15 protein-coding genes, 1 tRNA gene and 1 pseudogene are annotated in these 15619 nt (G+C 66.5%); 7 read left to right on the top strand and 10 right to left on the bottom strand.

Annotated features, from left to right (window positions below; all coding sequences use genetic code 11):
• Positions 1-7: 7 nt before the first annotated feature.
• Positions 8-100: transfer RNA gene (locus tag ACK4ZD_RS05140), tRNA-Ser, on the bottom strand.
• A gap of 68 nt (positions 101-168) precedes the next feature.
• Positions 169-1437, bottom strand: a complete 1269-nt coding sequence (locus tag ACK4ZD_RS05135) for an aspartate kinase (RefSeq protein WP_409659443.1) — start codon at positions 1435-1437, stop codon at positions 169-171.
• A 146-nt stretch (positions 1438-1583) separates the two neighbouring features.
• Here ACK4ZD_RS05135 and ACK4ZD_RS05130 point away from each other — a divergent pair, with 146 nt between their 5' ends.
• Positions 1584-2264, top strand: coding sequence for a Crp/Fnr family transcriptional regulator (locus tag ACK4ZD_RS05130; protein WP_409659441.1), 681 nt, complete (start codon positions 1584-1586; stop codon positions 2262-2264).
• 2 nt (positions 2265-2266) lie between these two features.
• On the opposite strand, the gene tilS is transcribed toward ACK4ZD_RS05130, so the two are convergent.
• The 4 genes from tilS to cysS all read right to left on the bottom strand — a co-directional run bounded on the left by tilS (position 2267) and on the right by cysS (position 6645).
• Positions 2267-3586 carry a tRNA lysidine(34) synthetase TilS gene (gene tilS, locus ACK4ZD_RS05125; RefSeq protein ID WP_409659439.1) on the bottom strand — a complete coding sequence of 440 codons (1320 nt, stop codon included), beginning with the start codon at positions 3584-3586 and terminating at the stop codon, positions 2267-2269.
• Positions 3586-4557 (bottom strand): acetyl-CoA carboxylase carboxyltransferase subunit alpha, encoded by a 972-nt coding sequence (locus ACK4ZD_RS05120; RefSeq protein WP_409659437.1) that lies wholly within the window; start codon positions 4555-4557, stop codon positions 3586-3588. Before ACK4ZD_RS05120 ends, tilS begins: the two co-directional genes overlap by 1 nt.
• 67 nt (positions 4558-4624) lie before the next feature.
• Positions 4625-5266, bottom strand: coding sequence for a DNA-3-methyladenine glycosylase family protein (locus ACK4ZD_RS05115; protein ID WP_409659435.1), 642 nt, complete (start codon positions 5264-5266; stop codon positions 4625-4627).
• 5 nt (positions 5267-5271) lie between these two features.
• Positions 5272-6645: a cysteine--tRNA ligase gene (gene cysS, locus ACK4ZD_RS05110; RefSeq protein WP_409659433.1), complete on the bottom strand. Its 1374-nt coding sequence runs from the start codon at positions 6643-6645 to the stop codon at positions 5272-5274.
• Between cysS and ACK4ZD_RS05105 the strand changes: the two genes are divergently transcribed.
• From ACK4ZD_RS05105 to ACK4ZD_RS05085, 5 genes are all read left to right on the top strand, one after another.
• Positions 6577-7302: a tetratricopeptide repeat protein gene (locus tag ACK4ZD_RS05105; RefSeq protein WP_409659431.1), complete on the top strand. Its 726-nt coding sequence runs from the start codon at positions 6577-6579 to the stop codon at positions 7300-7302. The two genes, cysS and ACK4ZD_RS05105, sit on opposite strands and share 69 nt — an antisense overlap.
• A gap of 130 nt (positions 7303-7432) precedes the next feature.
• Positions 7433-7951, top strand: coding sequence for a peptidylprolyl isomerase (locus ACK4ZD_RS05100; protein WP_409659460.1), 519 nt, complete (start codon positions 7433-7435; stop codon positions 7949-7951).
• Positions 7952-7954: 3 nt separating this feature from the next.
• Entirely contained in the window at positions 7955-8449 is a 495-nt protein-coding gene (locus ACK4ZD_RS05095; RefSeq protein ID WP_409659429.1) for a peptidylprolyl isomerase, read from the top strand.
• A gap of 5 nt (positions 8450-8454) precedes the next feature.
• Entirely contained in the window at positions 8455-9273 is an 819-nt protein-coding gene (locus ACK4ZD_RS05090) for a UDP-2,3-diacylglucosamine diphosphatase (RefSeq protein WP_409659428.1), read from the top strand.
• Positions 9274-9278: 5 nt separating this feature from the next.
• Positions 9279-10061: a zinc-dependent peptidase gene (locus ACK4ZD_RS05085; protein ID WP_409659426.1), complete on the top strand. Its 783-nt coding sequence runs from the start codon at positions 9279-9281 to the stop codon at positions 10059-10061.
• Between the two features lie 54 nt (positions 10062-10115).
• Here ACK4ZD_RS05085 and clpA read toward each other — a convergent pair whose 3' ends face one another.
• Complete coding sequence (gene clpA, locus ACK4ZD_RS05080; RefSeq protein WP_409659424.1) at positions 10116-12422, bottom strand: ATP-dependent Clp protease ATP-binding subunit ClpA; 2307 nt, start codon at positions 12420-12422, stop codon at positions 10116-10118.
• Positions 12419-12778: an ATP-dependent Clp protease adapter ClpS gene (gene clpS, locus ACK4ZD_RS05075; RefSeq protein ID WP_409659422.1), complete on the bottom strand. Its 360-nt coding sequence runs from the start codon at positions 12776-12778 to the stop codon at positions 12419-12421. Before clpS ends, clpA begins: the two co-directional genes overlap by 4 nt.
• 173 nt (positions 12779-12951) lie before the next feature.
• On the opposite strand from clpS, the pseudogene ACK4ZD_RS05070 reads away from it, so the two are divergent.
• Positions 12952-13143: pseudogene (locus ACK4ZD_RS05070) on the top strand (cold-shock protein); the annotation flags it as partial.
• A 400-nt stretch (positions 13144-13543) separates the two neighbouring features.
• Here ACK4ZD_RS05070 and icd read toward each other — a convergent pair.
• Both icd and ACK4ZD_RS05060 read right to left on the bottom strand, forming a co-directional pair.
• Positions 13544-14797, bottom strand: a complete 1254-nt coding sequence (gene icd / locus ACK4ZD_RS05065; RefSeq protein WP_409659420.1) for an NADP-dependent isocitrate dehydrogenase — start codon at positions 14795-14797, stop codon at positions 13544-13546.
• Between the two features lie 139 nt (positions 14798-14936).
• Positions 14937-15617: a sulfite exporter TauE/SafE family protein gene (locus ACK4ZD_RS05060; protein WP_409659418.1), complete on the bottom strand. Its 681-nt coding sequence runs from the start codon at positions 15615-15617 to the stop codon at positions 14937-14939.
• Between the last annotated feature and the right edge of the window lie 2 nt (positions 15618-15619).

The raw sequence follows: 15619 nt of genomic DNA, 5'->3' as shown, positions 1-15619 counted from the left end.
CTTTGGTTGGCGGAGACGGAGGGATTCGAACCCTCGATGCAGGTTTTGCCCGCATACTCCCTTAGCAGGGGAGCACCTTCGGCCTCTCGGTCACGTCTCCAACCGGCAATCGATGAAGGGCTGCATTCTAACCGCGAATGACGGCCTCGCGCACGGTCTTTTGCAGATTCAGGCGGCGTCCTGATCGAGGTCGAAGGCCTTGTGCAACGCGCGCACGGCCAGCTCCATGTACTTCTCGTCGATCACCACGCTGGTCTTGATCTCGCTAGTGGTGATCATCTGGATGTTGATGCCCTCTTCTGCCAGCACCCGGAACATGCGGCTGGCCACGCCAGCATGCGAACGCATGCCGATGCCCACGATCGACACCTTGCAGATCTTCGTATCGCCCACGACCTCGTTGGCGCCCAGGTGGGGCACGACCTTCTCTTTGAGCAAGTCGATGGTTTTGGCGTAGTCGTTGCGATGCACCGTGAACGAGAAGTCTGTCTTGCCGTCGTGCGAGACGTTCTGCAGGATCACATCGACATCGATGTTGGCATCGGCCACGGCACCGAGGATCTGGTACGCGATGCCCGGCTTGTCGGGCACGCCCATCACGGTGATCTTGGCCTCGTCGCGGTTGAAGGCAATGCCCGACACAACGGCTTGTTCCATGTTCTCGTCTTCCTCAAAGGTGATCAGCGTGCCCGACTTGGCTTCTTCGTCGAGAGGGATGTCCCAAGGGGTGAAGCTCGACAGCACACGCAGCGGCACGCGGTACTTGCCGGCGAATTCGACCGAGCGGATCTGCAGCACCTTCGAGCCCAGGCTGGCCATCTCCAGCATCTCCTCGAAGCTGATGGTGTGCAGCCGACGCGCCTCGGGCACGATACGCGGGTCGGTGGTGTAGACGCCGTCCACATCGGTGTAGATCAGGCATTCGGCCGCCTTCATCGCCGCCGCAATGGCCACCGCCGACGTGTCCGAGCCTCCACGTCCCAGCGTGGTGATATGGCCTTGCGCATCGACCCCCTGGAAGCCGGTGATGATCACCACCTTGCCAGCGGCAAGGTCGGCCCGCACTCGCGTGTCGTCGATGCTCTCGATGCGCGCCTTCGTGTAGGCCGAATCCGTGCGCACCGGCACCTGCCAGCCCGTGTAGCTCACCGCGTCGATGCCCTCGGCCTGCAGTGCGATGGCCAGCAGACCCACCGACACTTGCTCGCCGGTGGAGGCGATCATGTCCAGTTCGCGGGCGTAGGCGGTGGTGTGAGCTGCCGGGGCCAGTTCCTTGGCCAGGCCCAGCAGGCGGTTGGTTTCGCCGCTCATGGCTGAGGGCACGACCACCATCTGGTGGCCGGCGCGGTGCCATTTGGCGACACGCTTGGCGACGTTGCGGATGCGCTCGGTCGAGCCCATCGACGTGCCGCCATACTTGTGAACGATGAGTGCCATGGGAAGTGCTGCGCGGTGTGGATGATCAGCAGGCTATGCGCCGCGGTCGCAAACTCACCATTGTAGCGGCAGCGCCTGAGGGTTTTCCTCCCTCTGTCGGACCGGCCGCCCTCGCAGCCGGATCGAGGGCCCTAGAATCGTGCGCCATGAACACGCTGGCCGAGATGCTGCGGCAGTCGAGCTGGGGCCGCAACCTCCCGCTGCACGAGATGGACCGGGTCATCGCGGAGTCCTCGCAGCGTGAAGTCCCCGCCGGCGGCCACGCAGCCCATGCCGGACAGGTCGTGGAGCACTGGATCGGCCTGATCGACGGCCTGCTGAAAATGTCCGTCGCCGCCCCCGATGGCAAGGTCTCCACCCTGACCGGGGTGAGCGCCGGAGGCTGGTTCGGTGAAGGCTCGCTGATCAAGCGCGAGGCGCGCCGGTACGACGTGATCGCCCTGCGTCCGTCGCGCATCGCGTTGGTCCCCTATGCGACCTTCGAGCGTCTGCGGGCCACGCACCTGAGCTTCAACCACTATCTGCACAACCTGATGAACGCGCGGCTGAGCCTGTTCATCGGGCTGCTGGAGTACGACCGGCTGCTCGACAGCGACGCGAAGGTCGCTCGCTGCCTGGCCACCCTCTTCAACCCCGATCTCTACCCTTCGCCCAGGCCCTATGTGGACCTCAGCCAGCACGAGATCGGTCTGCTGTGCGGCCTGTCGCGCCAGCGGGTCAATGCGGCCCTGGGCACCTTGCACGACGAAGGCCTGGTACGGCTCGAGCATCGGGGCCTGACCGTGCTCGACCTCGAAGGGCTGCGCCATTTCGCTAGCGGCCGCTGAACTCAGGCCGTCGGCTCCCACCTCAGCCGCCATTGGCGCCGCCCAGGTTCGGCCCAGGTGCGCGCATCCATGCCCAGGCCGGGCACGAAGAGGAGATGCCCCTGGACGTCGTACACCAGCGGTCCTTCGCGTGCCCAGACCGCCACCCCGGCGGATTGGAACTGCTTCTTGAGCGAGCGCGGCGGTCTCCCAGGCCCGGCCTGGAACTGCTCGCCGCCGCTGCGAGCGCGCAGTTCGAGCCGGCGCAGACGGCTCCAGGGAACTCCGCCGTGGTCCACGGCCTCGACATGCAACCTCCCGCCCCACCCCGGCAGGGCGATCGCACCCGCCCCGCGCAGGCTCAGGCGAGCCTCGCGCACCCCCTCCCGAGCACCGGCCGGCTGGCCGCTGTGGGGGCACCAACGCAGCGTTCCGCGGTACAGCCGCAGCTCGCCCCCAGCCCAATCCCAGCGCGCCGTCGCCCTGTGCGGGCCTTCGTGCCACAGACGCTCGAGCAAAGGCATCGATGGCCGCTGACCGCTGGCCTGCCGGATCCACGCGCGCAAGGCGTTGCGGGCCCGCGCAGGCGGCAGCCGCAGACAGGCCCTCAGATCCAGGCCCTGGCCGTGATCCAGCGACGACAAGTCGATCGCCGCCAGCTCGTCGAGACAGGTCGCCGCCTCCTGGGCCCATGCGGCGGCATCGGCCAGCGCGGCCTCTGCCTGAGGGAAGGCCTCGAGCAGGGCCGGCCAGACGCGGGCGCGCAGGCGATTGCGGGCATAACGCTCGTCGGCGTTGCTGTCATCGTCGACGTAGCGCAGCCGGTGGCGGCGCACGTAGGCCTCGATCTCGCTGCGGGGCCGCCCCAGCCAGGGGCGCAGCCAGACGAGTCCCTCCCGGTGGGCTGCCGCCGGCATGCCCGCCAGGCCGGCCACACCGGCGCCTCGCAGCGCCTGCAGCACAAAGGTCTCGGCCTGGTCGGTCCGATGGTGGCCCAGCAGCACCACCGTGGCACCCTGCCCCATCGCCATGCGGCGCAGAGCCTGGTATCGGGCGCGGCGCGCCACGGCCTCCACGCTCTGGCCCGGCGCAGGATGCAGACCCAAGTGCTCCCAGACCAGGCTCACCGGCCAGCCGCAGCGCCGCCAGGCCTCGCATTGCCGGCGGCAGTGAGCAAGCCATTCGTCGGCACGCGGGTGCAGCCCATGATGGACATGCAGGGCCACCACCCGCCAGCCCAGCGGTCTGGCCACTTGCAGCGTGGCAAACAGAAGGGCCGTGGAATCACGGCCCCCGCTATAGGCGACCGCCACCACACCGGGTGCGGCAGCCGCAGTCTCCATCAGTGGGCTTTGGTGTCGGTGAAGCGACCGTAGCTCTGCAGCCGCTCGTAGCGGCGGTTGAGCAGTTCCTTGGGCTTGAGGTCGCTGACCTGGCGCAGGGCATCGTTGAGCGCGCGCTTGAGGTAGGCCGCCATCTGCTTCGGGTCACGATGGGCGCCGCCCACCGGCTCGCTGACGATCTTGTCCACCAGGCCCAACGCTTTGAGGCGGTGCGCCGTGATGCCCAAGGCCTCGGCGGCCTCGGCAGCTCGGTCGGCGGTCTTCCAGAGGATCGAGGCGCAACCTTCGGGGGAGATGACCGAGTACACCGCGTACTGCAGCATCAGCACCTGGTCCCCCACCGCGATCGCCAAAGCGCCGCCCGAGCCCCCCTCGCCGATGATGGTGGCGATGATGGGCACTTCGAGCTGGGCCATCTCGAAAATGTTACGACCGATGGCCTCGGACTGACCGCGTTCCTCGGCTCCGATGCCCGGATAGGCCCCCGGAGTGTCAACGAAGGTGAAGACCGGCAGGCCGAACTTCTCGGCCAGCTTCATCAGGCGCAAGGCCTTGCGGTAGCCCTCAGGGCGCGACATCCCGAAGTTGCGCAGCGCACGCTCCTTCGTGTCGCGGCCTTTCTGGTGGCCGATGACCATGCAGGGCTGGCCGTTGAAGCGCGCCAGCCCGCCAACGATCGACTGGTCGTCGGCGAAGTGCCGGTCTCCGTGAAGTTCCTGGAACTCGGTGAAGATCTCCCCGACGTAGTCCAGCGTGTAGGGACGCTGGGGGTGGCGGGCGATCTGCGTGACCTGCCAGGGAGTCAGGCTCGAGTAGATGTCCTTCGTGAGCTGCAGGCTCTTCTTGCTCAGGCGGTCGATCTCTTCGGAGATGTCCACCGCCGACTCGCTTTGCACATAGCGCAGCTCGTCGATCTTGGATTCGAGCTCGGCAATGGGCTGCTCGAACTCGAGAAAATGTCGTTTGCTCATCCCGGTGATCCCGACGTTGGACGCAGCGCCCCGCTGTGGTTGTCAATGTGCGCGGGGCGAACGAAGCCTAGTACTCCACGGGCAGGGGGTCCAGGCTGCGCCAAATGTACCATGTCGCCACCGAGCGAAAAGGGGCCCAGGCGTCGCCGATTTCCCGGGCTTCGGCGCGCGAGACGGGTTCGCCGCTGAAGTAGTTCAGACTGATGCCCTTGAGCAGGCCCAGGTCGTCATAAGGCATGACGTTGGGTCGCATCAGGTGAAAGATCAGGAACATCTCGGCCGTCCAGCGGCCGATCCCGCGGATGGCCACCAACTCCTCGATGATGGCTTCATCGTCCATGCCCGCCCACTGGCGCACATGCACCGCCCCCTGGTCGAAATGGCTCGCCAGGTCGCGCAAGTACTCCACCTTGCGGGCCGACAGCCCCGCAGCACGCAACTGATCGACCGGCAGCGCCAAAACGGCTGACGGCGAGATGCGCGTGGACGGGCCGGGGGTAAGCGCAGCAAAACGGTCCCACACCGCCTGGGCGGCCTTGACCGAGATCTGCTGGCCCACGATCGAACGCGCCAACGTGGTGAAGGCGTCTCCACGACTTTGCAGCCGCGCCTGGCCGAACTGCGGGATGAGTTTTCGCATCACCCGGTCGCGCCGGCTCAGGTACTTGCAGGCTTCGTCCCAGTAATCTGGGGTGACCACACGGCCCATGGTGTTCAGGCCTTCACCCAGGTGGTGCCCTGAGGGGTGTCCTGCAGCACGATGCCGCGGGCCGCCAGGGCGTCGCGGATGCGGTCGGCTTCAGCGTAGTTGCGCGCCCGCTTGGCAGCCGCACGCGCTTCGATCTGGGCCTGGATCTCGGCCTCGTCCAACGGGGCGCCGCCTTGCAGGTAGGCCCTCGGAGAACCTTGCAGCAATCCGAGTGTCCCGCCCAGGGCCTTGAGCAGTCCGGCCACCTGGGGGGAGCCCGTGCGGTTGGCTTCACCGGCCAGATCGAACAAAACGGCCACGGCTTCGGGGGTGTTGAAGTCGTCGTTCATGGCCGCACGAAACCGCGCGGCATGCGGCTCGCTCCAGTCGAGTTCCACGTTCGCCGGCGCAACCTTGTCCAGGGCGGTGTACAGGCGGCGCAACGCGTGGCGGGCGTCCTCGAGGTGGGCGTCGCTGAAATTGAAGGGGCTGCGATAGTGGGTGCGCAGCATGAAAAAGCGCACGGTCTCGCCGTCGAAGCGCTTGAGGACGTCGCGGATGGTGAAGAAATTGCCCAAGGACTTGGACATCTTCTGGTTGTCGACGTTGAGAAAGCCGTTGTGCATCCACACGTTGACGAAGGTCTGGCCGCTGGCGCCTTCGCTTTGCGCGATCTCGTTCTCGTGGTGGGGGAACTGCAGATCCATGCCCCCACCGTGGATGTCGAAATGCTCACCCAGCAGTGCGCAGCTCATCGCCGAGCATTCGATGTGCCAGCCCGGACGCCCGCGGCCAAAGGGGGCATCCCACTTCGCTTCCTCGGGCTCGCTGTCCTTGGCGGCCTTCCACAGCACGAAGTCCAGCGGGTCTTCCTTGCCATCGGCCACGGCCACACGCTCGCCGGCGCGCAACTGATCGAGCGACTTGCCCGAGAGCTTGCCGTAGCCGGGGAAGCGCCGCACCGCGTAGTTCACGTCGCCACCCGCGGCCCGGTAGGCCAGGCCCTTGGCCTCCAGGCGGCCGATCAGGTCGATCATCTCGCGCACGTACTCGGTCGCGCGCGGCTCGTGGGTGGGCGGCTCGATGCCCAGTCGGGCGATGTCCTCGTGCATCGCGGCGGTCATCTCGCGGGTCAGCTCGCCGATCGTGATGCCACGCTCCACCGCCCGCTTGATGATCTTGTCGTCGATGTCGGTGATGTTGCGCACATAGGTGACGCGGTAGCCCAGCACCTTCAGCCAGCGCTGCACCACGTCGAAAGCCATCATCATGCGCGCATGGCCCACGTGGCAGTAGTCGTAGATGGTCATGCCGCACACATACATGCGCACATGACCAGGTTCGATCGGGGAAAAGGGCTCCTGCCGGCGCGTGAGCGTGTTGTAGATGGAAAGCGTCATGGGTACCGTGAATTCGGGCGCGGCGCGTCCGAGCGTGAGATATCGGCGCAGGCCACGATAGAATCGAATGAGTATATCCCTGCCATCGCCCACGCCGCCTGCCGCATGCTCCTGCCTGCCCCCGCCCCCCGCCTCCGTCGCTTGCAGTGTGCTGCCCTAGCGGTGTGGGGCCTGTGGGCCATGGCAGCCTGGGGTCAGCCGGCCGAGCCCGATGCGATTCGGCGTCTGTTGCGAGAAGGACGCATGGCCGACGCCCTGGTCAGCGTCGAACAAGCGTTGAAGGCCCGGCCCCAGGACGTGCAGTTGCGCTTTCTGCGCGCGCTGGTGCTGACCGAGCAGAACAAGCTCGACGAGGCCGCCATGCAGTATTTGAGCCTCATCGAGGATCGCCCCGACCTGCCCGAGGCCTACAACAACCTCGCAGTGATCTACTCCCGGCAGGAGCACTACGAGAAGGCCCGCCAGGCCCTGGAGATGGCCGTGCGCCTGCAGCCGCGCTATCCCCAGGCCCACGAGAACCTCGGCGACATCTATGCCAAGCTGGCCGGGCAGGCCTATGCCCGCGCCCTCGAACAGCAGCCCGGGCACCAGGGCCTGCCAGTCAAGCTGGCCCTGGTGCGCGAACTGTTCACTCCGGTCCGGGCGTCCCCCCGCTGAACGCGGGGTTGCTCGGGCAGCCGCGCTGCCCGGCCCGAGCGCGACGACAATCGAACCCACGATCCACACGGAGGTTTCCAAGATGATGCAACGCGGCTTCTCCTGGGGGGCGGCCCTGGTTCTGGCCGGGATGCTGGCCCTGCCGGCCTGGGCGCAGACGGTGCGCCTGTCCACCACCCAGGGCGACATCGTGATCCAGCTCGACGCCGCCAAGGCCCCCAAGACCGTCGAAAACTTCCTGCAATACGTGCGGGAGCGGCACTACGATGGCACGATCTTTCATCGCGTCATCGACGGCTTCATGATCCAGGGCGGCGGCTTCACGCCCGACATGACCCAAAAACCTACCCGCGCGCCCATCCCTCTCGAGGCCCGCAACGGCCTGAGCAACCAGCGCGGCACCATTGCGATGGCCCGCACGATGGATCCGAACTCCGCCACAGCGCAGTTCTTCATCAACGTCAGGGACAACCCCTTCCTCGACGCCCCCAATGCGCCGGACCGCCAGGGCTATGCGGTCTTCGGCCGCGTGGTCTCGGGCATGGACGTGGTCGACAAGATCAAGGCCGTGCGCACCACCAACAAGGGCCCCCACCAGAACGTCCCGGTCGAACCGGTGATCATCCGCCAAGCCACTGTGGAGAAATGAATCATGGCCGTTGAACTGCACACCAACTTCGGGGTCATCCGCATCGAACTCGATGCCGAGCGGGCCCCCCTGTCCACCGAGAACTTTCTGAACTACGTGCGCAAGGGTCACTACGACGGCACCGTGTTTCATCGCATCATCGACGGCTTCATGATCCAGGGCGGCGGCTTCGCGCCCGGCATGAAGCAGAAGGCCACGGATGCGCCCATCCGCAACGAGGCGAACAACGGCTTGAAGAACGACGTCTACACCCTGGCCATGGCGCGTACCTCCGACCCGCACTCGGCAACAGCGCAGTTCTTCATCAACGTGGCCAACAACGACTTCCTCAACTTCAAGTCCGAAACCCCGCAAGGCTGGGGCTACGCGGTGTTCGGCAAGGTCGTGGACGGCACGGAGGTGGTCGACCGGATCAAGGGTGTTCGCACCGGGCGGCGCGGCTTCCACGATGACGTGCCCGTGGACGACGTGGTGATCGAGAAGGCCGTCGAGGTCTGACACGCTTGACCGCCTCCGTCCCGTCGCCCTCTGCCGGCCCGCTGCCGCAGCCGGTGCCCGAGCTGCACGCCCCATCGCGCTGGACGTCGATTGACATCCTGTCGGACCTGCACCTTCAGGCCGGCCTGCCGGGCACGACGGCGGCCTGGGCCCGCCATCTGACCACCACGACAGCCCAGGCGGTCATTCTGCTGGGCGATGTCTTCGAGGTCTGGGTGGGCGACGATGCGGCCGAGCCGGGCAGCTTCGAGGCGCACTGCGAAGCCATCCTGCGTGAGGCTTCGCGCACGAGGAGCCTCTACTTCATGGCCGGCAACCGCGACTTCCTGGTGGGACCGGGCTTCCTTGCCCGCTGCGGGGTGCAGGCCCTGCCCGACCCGACCGTGCTCGTGGCCTTCGGCCGGCGCTGGCTGCTCAGCCACGGCGATGCCCTGTGTCTGGATGATGTCGATTACCAGGCCTTCCGCCGCCAGGTGCGCGAGCCGGCTTGGCAGCAAAGCTTCCTGGCCCAGCCGCTGGAGCAGCGGCGTGAACTGGCGGCCCGCATGCGGGCCGCCAGCGAACAGCGCAAGCGCGAGCATGGCCTGGAGGGCTATGGCGACCTCGACAAAGCGGCCACCCTGGACTGGCTGCGCGCCACCGACGCCGAAGCACTCATCCATGGGCACACGCACCGCCCTGCCGACCACACCCTCCCCGAAGGACGGCGGCGGCATGTGCTGTCCGACTGGGACTTCGACACCCCCGGCCAGCCCCCTCGCGGCGAGGTGTTGCGCCTGGACGCCCAGGGTCTGCAGCGGGTGACCGTGCCCGCCGCCCGGTGACGGCCATGGGCGGATGGTGGCAGCGCTGGCGTTCGCGGCAGGAGGCGCGCGTGCTGGCGCGCCGCGCCATCCCCGAGGCCCTGTGGGCCCGGACGCTGGAGCGCTTCCCATTCCTGGCCGCACGTTCGGCTGAAGATCTCGCTGCCCTGCGCCGGCTGGCCACCCTCTTCCTCGATCGCAAGGAATTCTCCGGGGCCAACGGTCTCGTCGTCACCGACGAGATGGCCGTGGCGATCGCCGCCCAGGCCTGCCTGCCGGTGCTGCGCCTGGGTTTGCACGCCTACGACGATTTCGTCGGCATCGTGGTGCACCCGGCCGAGGTCCTGGCTCGCCGGGTGGTCACCGATGAGGACGGTGTGGTCCACCACTACGACGAGGTGCTGGCCGGCGAGGCGATGGAAGGTGGACCGGTGATGCTGTCCTGGGCCGACGTGTCCGAGGCCGGCGATCTGGCCCAATGGGGCTACAACGTCGTGATCCACGAATTCGTGCACAAGCTCGACATGGCTGACGGTCAGGCCGATGGCATGCCCCCCCTGCCCGACCGAACCTCCCGCCAGCAGTGGCGATCGGTGATCGAGCCGGCCTACGAAGCCTTCTGCCGGGAGGTCGATCTCGGACTCGAAACCTTTCTCGACCCCTACGGCAGCGAGGCGATCGAGGAGTTCTTTCCCGTGGCGGCGGAGGCCTTCTTCGTGGCGCCCCAGGCCTTCAGGCGGCATCACCCCGAGCTCTACACCCTGTTCGCCGGCTACTTCCGGCAGGATCCCGCCGCAGGCGCGGGCTGAAAGCGCGGCGAACGGGCCCCACGCGGAAGGCCCGCCCTGAGCCGGCAAGGGCGCTCAGGCCGTGGCCGGCTCCGCCTTGGGCTTGTCGCTCTTGCGGTGTGGCTGGATGTCCAGCACCACCTCGCCCTGGTCGTCGAGGTCGACCACCAGCCGCCCCCCGTCGACCAGGCGGCCGAACAGCAATTCGTCGGCCAGGGCCCGCCGGATGGTGTCCTGGATCAGGCGCTGCATCGGCCGCGCCCCCATCAGCGGGTCGAAGCCTTTCTTCGCCAAGTGCTTGCGCAGCGCGTCGGTGAAAGTGACCTCGACCTTCTTCTCGGCCAACTGGCTTTCCAGTTGCAACAGGAACTTGTCGACGACCCGCAGGATGATCTCTTCGTTCAGCGGCTTGAAGCTGACGATGGCGTCCAGGCGGTTGCGGAACTCGGGCGTGAACAGCCGCTTGATGTCGGCCATTTCGTCGCCCGCCTCGCGGGTGTTGGTGAAGCCGATCACCGCCCTGTTCATGGTCTCGGCCCCCGCGTTGGTCGTCATGATGATGATGACGTTGCGGAAGTCGGCCTTGCGCCCGTTGTTGTCGGTCAGCGTGCCGTGGTCCATGACCTGCAGCAGCACATTGAAGACGTCCGGGTGCGCCTTCTCGATCTCGTCGAGCAGCAGCACCGCATGCGGCTTTTTCGTGATCGCCTCGGTCAGCAGGCCCCCCTGGTCGAAGCCGACATAGCCCGGCGGGGCGCCGATCAGGCGGCTCACCGCGTGGCGCTCCATGTACTCGGACATGTCGAAGCGAATCAGCTCGATGCCCAGGATGTAGGCCAACTGCTTGGCCACCTCGGTCTTGCCCACGCCGGTGGGGCCCGAAAACAGGAATGAGCCAATGGGCTTGTCGGGTTTGCCCAAGCCGGAACGGGCCATTTTGATGGATGCGGCCAGCGCATCGATGGCCGCATCCTGGCCGAACACCACGCTCTTGAGGTCGCGGTCGAGGTTCTTCAGCCTGGAGCGGTCGTCGTTACTGACGCTGGCCGGCGGGATGCGGGCGATCTTGGCGACGATCTCCTCCACCTCGGTACGGGTGATGGTCTTCTTCTGCTTGCTCTTGGGCAGGATGCGCTGGGCCGCCCCGGCCTCGTCGATCACGTCGATGGCCTTGTCCGGCAGGTGGCGGTCGTTGATGTACTTGGCCGAGAGTTCCGCCGCGGCCTGCAGCGCCCCCAGGGCGTACTTGACGCTGTGATGCTCCTCGAAGCGCGACTTCAGGCCCTTGAGGATCTCCACGGTCTGTTCCACCGAGGGCTCGACCACGTCGATCTTCTGGAAGCGGCGCGACAAGGCGGCATCCTTCTCGAAGATGCCGCGGTACTCGGTGAAGGTGGTCGCGCCGATGCACTTGAGCGCGCCCGAGCTGAGGGCCGGCTTGAGCAGGTTGCTGGCATCGAGCGTCCCGCCCGAAGCGGCGCCGGCACCGATCAGGGTGTGGATCTCGTCGATGAACAATACCGCGTTGGGCTGGTCCTTCAGCGCCTTGAGCACGCCCTTGAGGCGCTGCTCGAAATCGCCGCGATACTTCGTGCCGGCCAGCAAAGCCCCCATGTCCAATGCATAGACGGTGGAATCGGCCAGCACCTCGGGCACCTCGCCTTGCGTGATGCGCCAGGCCAGGCCCTCGGCAATGGCCGTCTTGCCCACTCCGGCCTCGCCCACCAGCAGCGGGTTGTTCTTGCGGCGGCGGCACAGCACCTGGATGACCCGCTCCACTTCGTGCTCCCGCCCGATCAGGGGGTCGATCTTGCCGTCGCGGGCGAGTTGGTTGAGGTTTTGGGTGAATTGCTCCAGCGGCGACCCCTTGCCCTCGCCCTCTTCCTTCTCGGCCTCGCCATTGCCGGCCTGGCCTTCGCTGGGCTTGGCGGGCTCCGGCGGGTCGGACTTCTTGATGCCATGGGCGATGTAGTTCACCACATCCAGGCGCGTGACGCCCTGTTGGTGCAGGTAGTAGACGGCGTGGGAATCCTTCTCGCCGAAGATGGCGACCAGCACATTGGCGCCGGTGACTTCCTTCTTGCCACTGCCGGTGGACTGCACGTGCATGATCGCGCGCTGGATCACGCGCTGGAACCCCAGCGTGGGCTGGGTGTCCACCTCGTCGGTGCCACCCACGGTCGGAGTGTTCTCCTTGATGAAATGCGTCAGGCTCTTGCGCAGATCCTCGATGTTGGCAGAGCAAGCCCGCAGCACCTCGGCCGCCGAGGGGTTGTCGAGCAGGGCCAGCAGCAGATGCTCCACTGTGATGAACTCATGGCGCTGCTGGCGCGCCTCGACGAACGCCATGTGCAGGCTGACTTCAAGTTCCTGGGCAATCATGTGGCCTCCATAATGCACTGCAAAGGATGCCCCGCGCGGCGCGCGGCGGCAAGCACCATTTCCACTTTCGTCGCGGCCACATCCTTGGTGTAGACCCCGCACACGCCCCGACCCTCGTGATGGATCTTCAACATGATGTGCGTGGCCGTTTCCAAGTCGCGGTGAAAGAACTCCTGCAACACCATCACCACGAACTCCATCGGCGTGAAGTCGTCGTTGAGCATGACCACTTGGTACATGCGCGGCGGCTCGACCCGGGAGGCCTGGCGCTCCGCGACGACCGAGCCCTGGCCGTCGTCCGGCCGCAATCGGCCAGGCGGCTGGGAGGGGGGCTGATTCGTCGCGTTTCGAAGCATGATTTCATTCTATCGAGTCACAACCACCCTGTTGTCCCTGCGCCAATCCTGCCAGCCCGTCCACGCCAATTGCTCACATTTCGAGACAAAGCCGTCCCGCCTCAAACCTTGACAAGCCCGGAACGCCAAGCTGAGAATTCCCTGACAAAAGTAGCAAACCGAGGGGGAGTCCTATGGGAACGGGCATCGTCAAATGGTTCAATGACGCCAAGGGTTTCGGATTCATCGAGCCCGAAGGCGGGGGGGGTGACGTGTTCGCCCATTTCACCGCCATCCAGATGGAGGGGTTCCGCACGCTCAAGCAAGGTGCCCGGGTGGCATTCGACTTGGTCCAGGGGCCCAAGGGCCTGTTGGCGCAAAACATCCTGCCGCTCGACCCTGCGTCGCCCCGCGGGTTGGTCCGCCAAGTCGGCGACGACCTGCCGGCGGTGGAGGCGCACGCCCGCCCGCCTCGTCACCGCAGCGCGCCGCACGCCCCCGACTGAACCGCCCAGCCGCGCGGGCCATCCTTCGTTGGCGCAGCGGCTCCGCCACGTTCCCGCCGGCGGTTGACTGAGGCGGCATGTCGGTCGTCACCCCCCTGCCACCCAGGCCTGGGCAGGTCTCGAGCCGTGCCGTCGCGACGGGGGGACCGTTCCCAGCCGTCTTCGGTCTGAACACCTCCTCCAGCCCTCACAAGCGACAAGACCCCCACCCGTCGGAGCGGGCGGAGGTCCTGATCGCTCCCTCCTGGGGGCGGCACGGCAGGGCCGCGGGCTCTGCGGCTTACATGTGGTCGATCATGACCTGGCCGAAGCCCGAGCAGCTCACCTGGGTGGCACCATCGAGCAGGCGAGCGAAGTCGTAGGTGACCTTCTTGCTCAAGATGGCTTTTTCCATCGAGCTGATGATGAGGTCGGCCGCCTCGATCCAGCCCATGTGGCGCAGCATCATCTCGGCCGAGAGGATCTCGGAACCCGGGTTGACATAGTCCTTGCCGGCATACTTCGGGGCGGTGCCATGGGTGGCTTCGAACATGGCCACCGAGTCGGACAGGTTGGCCCCGGGGGCAATGCCGATACCACCCACCTGAGCCGCCAGGGCATCGGAGATGTAGTCGCCGTTGAGGTTCAGCGTGGCGATCACCGAGTACTCGGCCGGACGCAGGAGGATCTGCTGCAGGAAGGCGTCGGCGATGGCGTCCTTGATGACGATGTCCTTGCCCGTCTTGGGGTTCTTGAACTTGCACCACGGGCCGCCGTCGATCGGTTCGGCCCCAAACTCCTTCTGGGCCAGGGCATAGCCCCAGTCGCGGAAGGCCCCCTCGGTGAACTTCATGATGTTGCCCTTGTGGACCAGGGTCACCGAGGGCTTGTCGTTGTCGATGGCGTACTGGATCGCCTTGCGGACCAGACGCTCGGTGCCTTCGCGCGACACGGGCTTGATGCCGATGCCCGAGGTCTCAGGGAAGCGGATCTTCTTGACACCCATCTCCTTTTGCAAGAAGGTGATCACCTTCTTGGCCTGCTCGGACTCGGCGGCCCACTCGATGCCAGCATAGATGTCCTCGGAGTTCTCGCGGAAGATCACCATGTCGGTCTTCTCGGGTTCCTTCAGCGGCGAAGGCACGCCCTTGAAGTAGCGCACCGGACGCAGGCAGACGTACAGGTCGAGCTCCTGGCGCAGCGCCACGTTGAGCGAGCGGATGCCGCCGCCCACCGGGGTGGTCAGCGGACCTTTGATGGAGACGACATAGTCCTTCAGAACCTGCAGCGTCTCCTCGGGCAGCCAGACGTCAGGTCCGTAGACCTTGGTGGACTTCTCGCCGGCATAAATCTCCATCCAGTGGATCTTGCGCTTGCCGCCGTAGGCCTTGGCCACTGCTGCATCCACCACCTTGATCATCACGGGCGTGATGTCGAAGCCGGTGCCATCGCCCTCGATGTAGGGGATGATGGGGTTGTCGGGCACGTTGAGCGAGAAGTCCTTGTTGACGGTGATCTTCTGCCCGCCCTCGGGCACCTTGATGTGCTGGTACATGTCGCAAGCTCCGCGCTAAACCGAATGGAAACTCGGGTGAGAGAAATTGTTTTAGACGATCGATTCTAAGACAGCGCGGGGCCTCGTCGATGGTGTGCTCGACCGGATCGGCCCCGCCTCAAGGCGCCATTCGCACAGCTCATCGGCACACGGGCGCGCCGAAGCTCATCCACAGGCCATGCCCGAGCGCCCAGGCCGAGGTGGCGGCCAGGATTGCGCCGGCCGCACGCACCACCCAGGTTCCGCGGACCGCCCAGGCCTGCCCACGCAGGCGCTGCCAAGCCATCGCCACGGCCTGCAGGCCCAGTGCAGAACCCAACGCGAAAGCCAGCATCACCGCGGCCCCTTCGATGACGGAGGATCCGAGGGCCGCCACCATCAGGGCCGAGTACAGCAGGCCGCAGGGCAGCAGCACCCACAGCAGGCCGGCAGCCAGGGGGGCGGCTGCGCCCTGCGCAGGCCACCCTCCCAGGCTGGCGTGGCGCAGGCGCTGCCAGACGCGATGCGCCAGACCGTCGAGCCAGTGCGGCTGGCGGCCCAGCCACAACAGCGCCAACCCCAGCGCGATCACCGCCACGTGGAACATGGCCCAGAAGGGCTTGAGCACACTGACCTGCGCAGCCCCCCACTGCAGGGCCTGCGCAGCGGCGGCCGCCAGCGCGCCGGCCGCGCCGTAGCCCAGCAGGCGCCCGGCCTGGAACGCCCACAGGCGCGCACCCGTGCGACCCATGGCCAGCGTGGCGGCACCGCACATCGCGGTGCAATGCACGCTGCCGGCCAGGCCCATCAGCCAAGCGCTGAGCAGTAAGGCAGAATTCATCG

It is taken from the genome of Caldimonas sp., from assembly GCF_046291045.1.
In the GTDB taxonomy this organism is placed as follows: domain Bacteria; phylum Pseudomonadota; class Gammaproteobacteria; order Burkholderiales; family Burkholderiaceae_C; genus Caldimonas.
The sequence above is the reverse complement of the archived record's forward strand: the minus strand, read 5'-3'. Positions and strand labels throughout refer to the sequence as shown.